The sequence below is a fragment of the Halococcus thailandensis JCM 13552 genome (genome assembly GCF_000336715.1).
GTDB lineage: Archaea > Halobacteriota > Halobacteria > Halobacteriales > Halococcaceae > Halococcus > Halococcus thailandensis.
Map to the genome: position 1 here is coordinate 1 of NZ_AOMF01000176.1, position 6,997 is coordinate 6,997.

Annotated in this window: 6 protein-coding genes; 5 read left to right on the forward strand and 1 reads right to left on the reverse strand. The window is 58.6% G+C overall.

The genetic code is table 11. The features are described 5' to 3' along the window. The 5 genes from C451_RS19020 to C451_RS19040 form a co-directional block, all read left to right on the forward strand. The coding region (locus C451_RS19020) for a DNA primase family protein (RefSeq protein WP_007743202.1) at positions 1 to 1,517 on the forward strand (1,517 nt) is incomplete at its 5' end. Between the two features lie 528 nt (positions 1,518 to 2,045). After that, positions 2,046 to 2,636 carry a hypothetical protein gene (locus C451_RS19025; RefSeq protein WP_007743203.1) on the forward strand — a complete coding sequence of 197 codons (591 nt, stop codon included), beginning with the start codon at positions 2,046 to 2,048 and terminating at the stop codon, positions 2,634 to 2,636. After that, complete coding sequence (locus C451_RS19030) at positions 2,633 to 2,920, forward strand: hypothetical protein (RefSeq protein WP_007743204.1); 288 nt, start codon at positions 2,633 to 2,635, stop codon at positions 2,918 to 2,920. Before C451_RS19025 ends, C451_RS19030 begins: the two co-directional genes overlap by 4 nt. Before the next feature lie 160 nt (positions 2,921 to 3,080). After that, positions 3,081 to 4,739: a hypothetical protein gene (locus tag C451_RS19035; protein WP_080503566.1), complete on the forward strand. Its 1,659-nt coding sequence runs from the start codon at positions 3,081 to 3,083 to the stop codon at positions 4,737 to 4,739. Between the two features lies 1 nt (position 4,740). Beyond that, positions 4,741 to 5,886 carry a hypothetical protein gene (locus C451_RS19040; protein ID WP_049913242.1) on the forward strand — a complete coding sequence of 382 codons (1,146 nt, stop codon included), beginning with the start codon at positions 4,741 to 4,743 and terminating at the stop codon, positions 5,884 to 5,886. Positions 5,887 to 5,976: 90 nt separating this feature from the next. Here the strand turns inward: C451_RS19040 and C451_RS19045 are convergent, their stop codons facing one another. Then, a complete protein-coding gene (locus C451_RS19045; RefSeq protein ID WP_152420497.1) occupies positions 5,977 to 6,822 on the reverse strand; it encodes an FxLYD domain-containing protein in 846 nt (281 codons plus the stop codon). Positions 6,823 to 6,997: the final 175 nt, after the last annotated feature.

Below are 6,997 nucleotides of genomic sequence, written 5' to 3' on the forward strand. Positions count from 1 at the left end.
CGGCCGACGGCGGTACTGCCACCGCCACGGCGAGCGCCGACGCACCGACGCCCGAGAACGACGGCACGAGTAGCCAGGGACTCACGCCGATGGACGTCATGGCGATTGCCGGGCTCGGAGAAGACAGCGACATATCCGATCTCAATGACCGGCAAAAAGCCGCGAGCGTGTGGGAACTTATCGAGCGCACCGACGAGTTCCACGTCCGGGTTCGCCGAGATAACGGCACTCTGTGGGCATACGACGGTGGTATCTGGAAGCCAGAAGGCGAGCGAGCGCTCCGATACGCCGCCCGGAAAGCACTCGGGGCGATGGAATACGGTCCCAAGGTGTTCAACATCCTCAAAGAGCAGGCACGGAGCGATCCTCGTGCCGAAGTTGAAGCCGACGAGTTCGGCGTCGAGACCGGCACCGTGGCCGTCGAGAACGGTCTCGTCGATCTACAGGCAGCCGCCGACGGACAGGGAACGGACGCACGCCTCGATCTCCGCCCCGAGGACCACGCTCTCACCCAGCTACCAGTAGAGTACGATCCGAGCGCCGAATACGACGAGTGGGATGCTCTCGTCGAGGAATGGGCTGAAGACGACAAAGCCGACGCGCTGCAGGAGTACGTCGGCTACTGCCTTCACGTCGGCGAGCTACCGATTCACCGCGCGCTGTTGCTCGTCGGCGACGGTGCGAACGGTAAAGGTACGTTCCTCGCTGTGGTTCGTGCACTGCTCGGACCAGAGAACACGTCGTCAACCGAACTCCAAACACTCGCGAACGAGAAAGACGCCGTGGCCGATTTCTACGGCTCACTCGCGAACATCGACGACGACCTCTCTTCGCGAAAGCTCGGCACCGGACTCGGTATGTTCAAGAAACTCGTCGCCGGCGATCGCGTTCGCGCACGGCGGCTCTACCAGGACGGTTTCGAGTTCGACGCTGTCGGGAAGCATCTCTACGCCGCGAACGAGGTGCCAGAAGTGGACGTCCCCGACGACGATGAGGCGTTCTGGCGGCGCTGGCTCCTCGTTGAGTTCCCGAACTACTACCCACCGAACGACCGCGATCCCGAACTCCGTGGCCGGCTCACCGAACCCGAAGCGCTCTCTGGCGTGCTCAATTGGGCTATCGAAGGCTGGCAGCGGCTGCAGGATCAAGGGTACTTCACGAACGAGGAACGGCTGGCTCACGACAAGCGCCAGCGCTGGCAGTCGTGGGGTGACTCCGTCGACGAGTTCATCAGCGAGTGTGTGGAGAACGATCCCGATGCCGACCGGCTGACGACCGGCGAAGCGCACCAGCGATTCCAGGCGTGGTGTCGCGAGCACAGCAAGGACACTGTCGGCCAGCGGCAGTTCACGAACACACTCAAGAACGAGGACGTCGGGTACGGTAAGCACCGGATCGACGGCACCTCGACGCTCGGCTACGACGAGCTCGGACTCTCTGAGGACGTGCCGAAGATCGAGACCGAGGGCGAGAAGTCTACCGATCCCGACGACGCTCAGCAGGAACGACTCGGGTAGGTCGCTGCTCGGGCGACCCCCCATGCACCACACTTCTAACCCCCGCACCACACTTCTCGGATAGTCTTACATAGTGTCAATAGCAGATAACAGGCTTGAGACCAGCATACCGCTCGCTTATTACCATATTCTTTAGCAATGTGGTGCTTGTGGTGCATGGTAAGATGAAAATCGCGCTCAGTCGAGATAGTTCGCCGAATAGCGAGGGAGAGAGGGGAGAGACAAAGGAGCGTATCTCGTAGAAAGAAGGATGCCGGGGGGGATGCACCACAAGCACCACACTTCTCTAGTTTCTGGTACTAAATCCGTAGCGAGCTCCGCGCTCAGGCCGGTTGCGAACGAGAGTTGGACTTTGGAAAACAAAGTAAAGAGTGAATTTCACCGTAAGACCCAAAGTGCTGCGGGTTCTAGACTTTGGTAAGTGGCGTAGGGTGCTCCGGAACCCATCGCCGTCGGGCGATTCGGTCGTCACTACTCGGCAGATAAGCACCGCACGCAGAACGAAACCCAACAACGATCCAACAATCCATGAGTTCAGCAAGCAAGAACAACGACGAATCGATTGGCGACCGACTGGCCGACGAGTTCGAAGACCGCCTCGACCCTGACGAGTCCGTGACCGACATGACGGTCGACGAGTTCGCTGAGGTACTCCGAGAAGCGGGATTCAAGACGGAGGACGAGATCGAGGCGAGCTTCGCAGGGGGCGGCTCCTCGTTGACCGGCACTGGCACCGGTCCCGGTGACGACGATCGTCTCGAAGCGTTCGGCGCGGGGGTTGCGGATAGCGGTGAAACGCCCACCCTACCCGCTGAGACGCGCGCTATTCTCGAAGCGAACATGAGCCACTCGTCGAATCCTGAGGACTACGGCACGGGAGTCCAAGCCACCGGTTCGGATCGATCGGCCGATCCGCCTACCGATACGCCGCTGAATGAACTCACTGGTAGTGCGGACGGCACCGCCCCTGTCGTGGATAACGAGGACCACCCGCCCGAGGCCTTTGGGACCGGCGTGGCCGGTGATACGTCGGCAGCAGAGCACAAGCGGCGAGAGGAGCAGGCTGAAATATGGGCTCGGGCGATCGAGAAGGCTGAGGAGCGCCAGGACAAGGAATGAGCGCGACCACCGATCTCCCCGAGATCCCGGACTACGATCCGGAGGACGAACGTGAGGACGTCCTCGACGAGCTCAAGGAGGCGATGGATGAGGCGCTTCGGAAGTTCACTGACGGTCGTGTCCGGAAGCCAGAGAACGAGAAGGTCCGGATCAAATGGTTGCGGGCATACACGCACGCCGTCGGTGAGTACCGCCGACTCGTGTCCGATCTCGAAGAGTCTGAGCAAGAGGAGAGACTGGCCCGGCTCGAAGCGCTGGTTGATGAACTCGACTCAGGTGAGTAGATATGTCAGGTTATCCAATAGCTCTTACTTTACTAAGGACAAGTAAACTCAGCAGCGCTCTCGCGTCGGTATTCGAAACGGCCGATACCGGCCGATTCACAGAGCCGGATATCTGACAGGAGTTTTCATATTAATAACTCAGAGCGGATAGAACGAAAACATGGCAACTACTAAACGAGAACGCGACCGGCGGATTGAGAAAATCGAGGGTCAATTGGCCGACGCCGCGACCACTGCTGAGGTTGGTGAGTGGTCGGTCGAGCATCGCGAAGCAGCGCCCGAAGAGCGCCCGGAAGGCATGGCCTATGACGTCGAGGAGCGCACGATAGCGTACGATTTCTGGCAAGCGCAAGACGACTGCCTTGACCACCTCGCGAGCGACGAGGAGGACATTGTGGCCTTTCTCGGCGGATATCGTTCGGGCAAGACGGTCACGGGTGCTCGGTGGGTACTCACCGGTGCGCTCGCTCTCGCTGGTTCCCGCTGGCTCGCGATGGGCCAGGACTACACGAAAGCAACCGGAACCACCTACCGGACACTCTTCGAGAGCTTGCCCGGAGAGCGCACGCACGTCGTCACGTCGTCGTTCAACGGCCCGGAGGAGTCACCGATCGTCGAGGACTACAATCGCCAAGAGCACCGGCTCACGCTGTTCAACGACTCCGTTATCGTCCTCGGATCGGCAGACAAGTGGTCGCGCTATGCCGGCGACGAATACTCTGGTATCTGGCTAGACGAACCGTCGCACTACGGCAGTGAACTCCACGATCTCATGGAGATGATGGGAACGCGGCTCACTGCCGACACCGGCCCGAAGGTCATGTTTTGGACGCTCACCGGGAACGGCTACAACGCCAGCTGGGAGGTTCTTGAGAAGCGTGAAGACAGCGATGGGAACCCTCTCGGTACGCGGATCGTGGTCGAACGCGCGTCGGTGCTTGAAAATCCATACATCGCCGAAGAGGACAAAGAGCGACTCCGCCGGCAGTTCGAAGGCGGTGGTCGCGAAGAGCAGGCGCTACATGGCGGCTTCGCCGCGGCCACGGGACTCGTTTACTCGAATTTCAGCCGAGACATGCACGTCATTCCGCACGCTGAGGCGAGAGAGCACGTTGATGAAACGGACGAGTGGCGAGCATATGGCTACGATGCTGGATGGAACGATCCGCGCGTACTGGTAGAGGTGGGCAAGACGCCGTACGATCAGCTCGTAGTCCTGGATGAGTTCGTCGAGAGCGGAGCGCACGTCGAAGACGCGATCCGCTGGCTAGAGGAGAACGACAAGCCACGCGGAACGATCTTCGCGGAACATGAACCGGCGGACATAGAGAAATTCAAGCGCGCGGACTGGCCGGCGGTGAAGGCCGACAAGAGCCTCGACGCTGGTATATCGGAGGTTCGCAAGCGTCTCGAAGCCGATGGGAACATGGAACTCCCGGAAGGCGACAGCAGCGGTGCGTTCATCGTCTCGAATAACGGCCCAACAGCCGGGTCGTTCGGCACCCCGGCAAATCGTGGAGGGAGGAGTGGTGGAGGATGGGGCGGGACCAGCACCGGGACGTGGGGAACTGGCCGCCGCACAACGGAGGACGTGAGTGATAGTGAGGAGGAGAGTGGCGAGACTGAGAAGCGCCCGCGCGTCGGCCTGTTGATTTCCGATCAGTGCGAGAATCTGATTCGGGAATTCCTCGGCTACAAAGAGGAGCAGGTCGGGAAATCGTCAGCAGTCGATCATGCTCTAGACAGCCTGAGGTACTGCGTTGCGACAGCAGGGAACAGAGGAGATGAGAAGCGCGCGATCACTGGGACGTGGGGATAGCATGTCAGAGAAAGCAACCATAGGTGAGGATGGAATGGATCGCCCAACCGTTGATCTCGATAGCGTTGTCGAGCGTGCCAGAGAGATCGGCGACGGAGTCGAGACAACCGAACTGCCTGGCGGTCTCATGTCGATCGACTTTGGGCTGTTTGCTCCTCATCGCTTCGAGAAGGCTCTAGAACGTGGTAGTGGTGGCTCTATCGGCGATGCAGTGGAAAGCGGTGCTCTCCCTGAGAGTGTCGCGGACTTCGGACAGAGAAAGCTTGATTCGGCGGGTTCTGACATGGATGCTCGGACAGCGGGGAACGATCTCGACGTGGAAACTCAGAGAACCGGCGGTCTCTGCAAAAGTTCGATCATTCTCACTGGTGATGGGATCGTCACCGAATACAACCTCCGGCTCCCGCCGATCGACGCCGATGAATGTCCAAAGAAAACGATCGAGTCACAGCTGGTTAGTATCAGCAGAAACGCTCGGAGAGAGGTTCTCAATCGAGGTTCGGTAGAGGAGTATATCTTTGCCCGTCCGCGGTTCCCGGACGAGATAGAAGACGACATGAGAGGGTACATTCGTTCACGGGGCTATCTCGGTGGCTCTGTCCCCGAGCGCGAATGGTATCCTCATATCCGGAGCTCGGAATGTTCGGTGCCTGCATCGGCCTTTCTCGATTTCACCGAATCGGCCTTAGCCCGATACGATCGGCGATTTCCCGAGTCTCGTCGTTGGGCGACACCGGAAGCAGGCCGTGCCGAGACAGAAACCGATCCACTCGACGAGCTGAGGGAGTCGGTGATCGAGTTCCACGCCGATGATTCGGGAGCGTCGATCGCGTTTCGACTACCCGAAGCGGACGAACAGAGCCGGATGCAAATATCGGATAGTGAGGTGTGTTCGTATGAATTGGCCCTCCCGCCGCACGACCCGGATGAGTTCGGAAAGATACTGCTCAGAAAAGCGATCGAGCACGTCATCGAGACTCGTGGTATTCTCCTCAATGGCGACCAGCTTCTTGACGCCTCCGGCGATGTCTATCGGCCGTATATCGAGAATCAGGCTTGCTCGGAGCCGCTTGACACGGTAGCCGGCGACGTCACCATACTCATCGACGCCTACGATATGATTCGTGAACGGAGCCGGCACTCATAGCTACTGGATCGAGGTCGTAAGAGTCACTGTGTAGTCGTCTGGTTCGTTCGGTTTGTCGGGNTGATTCGTGAACGGAGCCGGCACTCATAGCTACTGGATCGAGGTCGTAAGAGTCACTGTGTAGTCGTCTGGTTCGTTCGGTTTGTCGGGTGCAATCGCGAGATATTCTGCCTCAAACTTCCATGTCTCGCCAGCAGGCAGATCGCTGATATTGTCTGAACCAGCGCCGAGCAAGTTGCCGTTCTCCCCGACGAATGAGACGGCAGCCTGCAGATAATCAACGCTGCTATCGCTTCCATTCTTAGCACGGCCCACCACCTTAGCCGAACTAAACTCATCCTCCGGTGGTTCTAGGTTATCTTCGACTAATTCGACCCCATCCGGTGGCGATTCAAGCTCGCCAGCGGTTGTTTCAGCGACGTTCACTTCTGCTTCAGCAACCGACTCCTCACCCAGGTACGAGATATATGCTTCCCAGGTCTGTCCGCTGTCAAGTCCAACGACGTTGGTGAAATCAGAATCCAGCACATCTCCTGCGTCGTTTCGGAAAATGGCTTCAATTTCCACGTACGCGAGGCGTGTATCGCCTGTATTCGTCACTTCGGCCGCAACACCGGTTTCCATGTCGGCTTCGACAACCTCCGAATTTGCAATCTCCACCGCGTCGGATCCTGCAGAAGACTGGGTCGCCGTTGCGCTCTCAGAGTCATTTTCCGATTCCGCTTCTGTTTGTTCGTCGGATTGCTCGGTTGATCCACCGTCGGACTGGGTCGCTTCTGCCCCTGAACCAGAAGCGTTTGACCCGCCATCACTTCCGCCAGAACTGTTGTTGCCACCACTAGAGCTATTGTTACCGCTGCTCCCGCCTGCACACCCAGCGAGGATTAATCCACCAGATAGTGCTGCTACGCTCGTCAGATAATCTCGTCGATCCATATTCTGTCCTCATAGTCTCGCAAGATAATTCTACCGATATTGTAGAGTTAGCCAAGAAAAGTTGGTTTCTATCTTTCAAGTATCTGTTTAGCGGAACAGCCAAGGAGAAATCGTAGCTCTCAGGGAAGAGCAGGACGAACAGCCGCTAATCGTGCTTTCCGGGCCTGACGGATCC

What these genes read in the sequence shown, in the direction of transcription:
- C451_RS19025 (WP_007743203.1), top strand. Translation starts at nt 2,046, where the DNA reads ATGAGTTCAGCAAGCAAGAACAACGACGAATCGATTGGCGACCGACTG.
- C451_RS19030 (WP_007743204.1), top strand. Translation starts at nt 2,633, where the DNA reads ATGAGCGCGACCACCGATCTCCCCGAGATCCCGGACTACGATCCGGAG.
- C451_RS19035 (WP_080503566.1), top strand. Translation starts at nt 3,081, where the DNA reads ATGGCAACTACTAAACGAGAACGCGACCGGCGGATTGAGAAAATCGAG.
- C451_RS19040 (WP_049913242.1), top strand. Translation starts at nt 4,741, where the DNA reads ATGTCAGAGAAAGCAACCATAGGTGAGGATGGAATGGATCGCCCAACC.
- C451_RS19045 (WP_152420497.1), bottom strand. Translation starts at nt 6,822, where the DNA reads ATGGATCGACGAGATTATCTGACGAGCGTAGCAGCACTATCTGGTGGA.